This is a genomic window from Streptomyces cahuitamycinicus (assembly GCF_002891435.1).
Classification (GTDB): domain Bacteria; phylum Actinomycetota; class Actinomycetes; order Streptomycetales; family Streptomycetaceae; genus Streptomyces; species Streptomyces cahuitamycinicus.
The window spans coordinates 1-2,473 of the sequence record NZ_POUC01000714.1 but is presented as its reverse complement, the minus strand read 5'-3'; the positions used below and the strand labels follow the sequence as shown (position 1 = coordinate 2,473).

Below are 2,473 nucleotides of genomic sequence, written 5' to 3'. Positions count from 1 at the left end.
GGGAAGCGGGGAGGGGACCGACGCCTCGGGCCCCATGACATCGCGCCAGACAGCCGGACCGGCGCCGGCACCGGCGTGCGCGTCCAGCCGCTGCCGGCACCACTCCACGATCTCCGCCAAGCCCGCCCTGTCCTGCGGGGCGGCGGCCAGACAGCGGGCGAACAGCGGACGGAGCTGCTCGGGCAGCAGGGACAGGTCGGGTTCGTCGTGCACGATCCGGTACAGCACGCCGACCGCGGAGCCGTCCCCGTACAGGGGGCGGCCCAGGGCCGCGAACGCGGCCGTCTGGCCCAGGGCGAAGACGTCGGTCGCCGCCGTGACCTCGCCCGCGGCGGCCTGTTCGGGAGCCATGAAGTGGGGCGTGCCGACCGCGGCGCCGGTGGCGGTGTACGAGGTGAGGTCGGCGGCCAGCGAGATACCGAAGTCGATCACCCGCGGCCCGTCGGCGGCGAGCAGCACGTTCGACGGCTTGAGATCCCGGTGCACGATCCCGGCGGCGTGGATGGCCTGGAGTGCCTCGGCCACCCCCGCCACCAGCCACAGCACCGCGGGCACCGGCAGGGGTCCCCGGCGGGCGACCGCCTCCGTGAGGGACGGGCCGGGCACGTACACCGTGGCCGCCCAGGGCGGTGTGCCGTCCGCGTCGGCGTCGATCAGCTCGGCGGTGTAGGCGCCCCGGACCCGCCGGGCCGCCTCCACCTCCCTGCGGAACCGCCGCCGGAAGTCCGGGTCGTCGGCCAGTTCCGGCCGGACCACCTTGATCGCCACCGGGCGGCCGCCCTGCGTGTGCGAGAGGTAGACCCGGCCCATGCCGCCCGCACCGAGCCGGGCGGCGAGGCGGTATCCGGCCACCACGGGCGGGTCGTCGCCCTGCAACGGCTGGAACACCTCTGTCGCGTGGTTCATCGGCTCGTTCCCCCCTGATCCCGGATCCCGGATCCCTGTCCCCTGATTCCCCCGGTCAACGATCGGTTGACCGAGGCAGAAGCCTAAAGGGCGGCCGAGGGGGCTCAGGACGCGGCCGGGGCCTTGGGCGCTCTCGTGAGCTCCTCGCCCGTCTCCATCGGGTGGGTCACGTCGTGGGCGTCGCGGCTGCCCCGGCCCAGGTGGTTGAAGACCAGGTTGAGCAGCACGGCCGCCACGCAGCCCGTGGAGATTCCGGAGTCCAGGACGATCCGGGCCGTCTCCGGGAAGGCGTGGTAGAACTCCGGGGCCGTGATGGGGATGATGCCGACGGCCAGGGAGACGGCCACGATCAGGACGTTGTTGTCCTTGTCCAGGGCGGCCCGGACCAGGGTCTGGATGCCGCTGGCCGCGACCGAGCCGAACAGCACCACGCCCGCCCCGCCGAGCACCGGGCGCGGTACGACGGCGATCAGCGAGGCCGCCATCGGGCACAGGCCCATCAGCACCAGGAAGCCGCCGCCCGCTGCGACGACGTACCGGCTGCGGATCTTCGTCATGGCGACCAGGCCGATGTTCTGCGCGAAGGCGCTGCACATGAAGCCGTTGAAGAGCGGGCTGATGGCCGAGCCGAGGGTGTCGGCGCGCAGGCCGGCCGCGATGGTCTTCTCGTCGGCCGGACGCTCGACGATCTCGCCCAACGCGAGCATGTCGGCGGTCGATTCGGTCATCGACACCACCATCACCACGCACATCGAGATGATCGCGGCGAGCTGGAACTGCGGGGCACCGAAGTGGAACGGGGTCGGGAAGCCGATCACGGCGGCGTCCGCGACGGGGCCGAAGTCCGTGGCGCCGAACGGGATCGCGATCAGCGTGCCGATCACCAGGCCGAGCAGCACGGCGATCTGCTTGACGAAGCCCGTGGTGAAGCGCCGCAGCAGCAGCACGATCAGCAGGGTGACGGCCGCCAGGCCCAGGTTGGTCGCCGAGCCGTAGTCGTGCGCCGCGGGGTCGGGTCCCTGCGCCCAGCCGAAAGCGACCGGGAGCAGCGATATGCCGATCAGGGTGATGACGGTGCCGGTCACCACGGGCGGGAAGAAGCGGATCGCCTTGCAGAAGACGGGGGCGGCGAGGAACCCGAGGAGCCCGGCGACAATGACCGCGCCGAAGATGACGGGCAGGGCGTCGGACTTGTCCTCGGTGGAGGCGACGATCGCGGTCATCGGGGCGACACCGGCGAAGGTGACGCCGTTGACGAACGGCAGCCGGGCGCCGATCTTCCAGATGCCGAGGGTCTGCAGGAAGGTGGCGAGGCCCGCGGTGAACAGGCAGGCGCCGGTGAGGAAGGTCAGCTCGCCGGCGGTGAGGCCGATGGCCGCGCCGACGATCAGGGGTGGGGCGACGACTCCCGCGTACATCGCGGCCACATGCTGGAGGCCGGTCGTCGCCATCTTGAGCGCGGGGAGTTTTTCGTCAACGGGGTGGTCGGCCACGGCGGCGTCCCTCCGGTCGGTTACACGTCCGCACCGAACGGGCGGCCGTGGGTGTCAGGGAGGTGGTGCGGGTG

At 72.2% G+C, this 2,473-nt stretch carries 2 protein-coding genes; both read right to left on the bottom strand.

The window, feature by feature from the left end; all coding sequences use genetic code 11:
* On the bottom strand, nucleotides 1–906 hold a 906-nt coding region (locus tag C1J00_RS41965), incomplete at its 3' end, for a serine/threonine-protein kinase (protein ID WP_146046386.1).
* A 104-nt stretch (nucleotides 907–1,010) separates the two neighbouring features.
* Nucleotides 1,011–2,399 (bottom strand): nucleobase:cation symporter-2 family protein, encoded by a 1,389-nt coding sequence (locus C1J00_RS41960; RefSeq protein WP_102914059.1) that lies wholly within the window; start codon nucleotides 2,397–2,399, stop codon nucleotides 1,011–1,013.
* Nucleotides 2,400–2,473 lie beyond the last annotated feature (74 nt).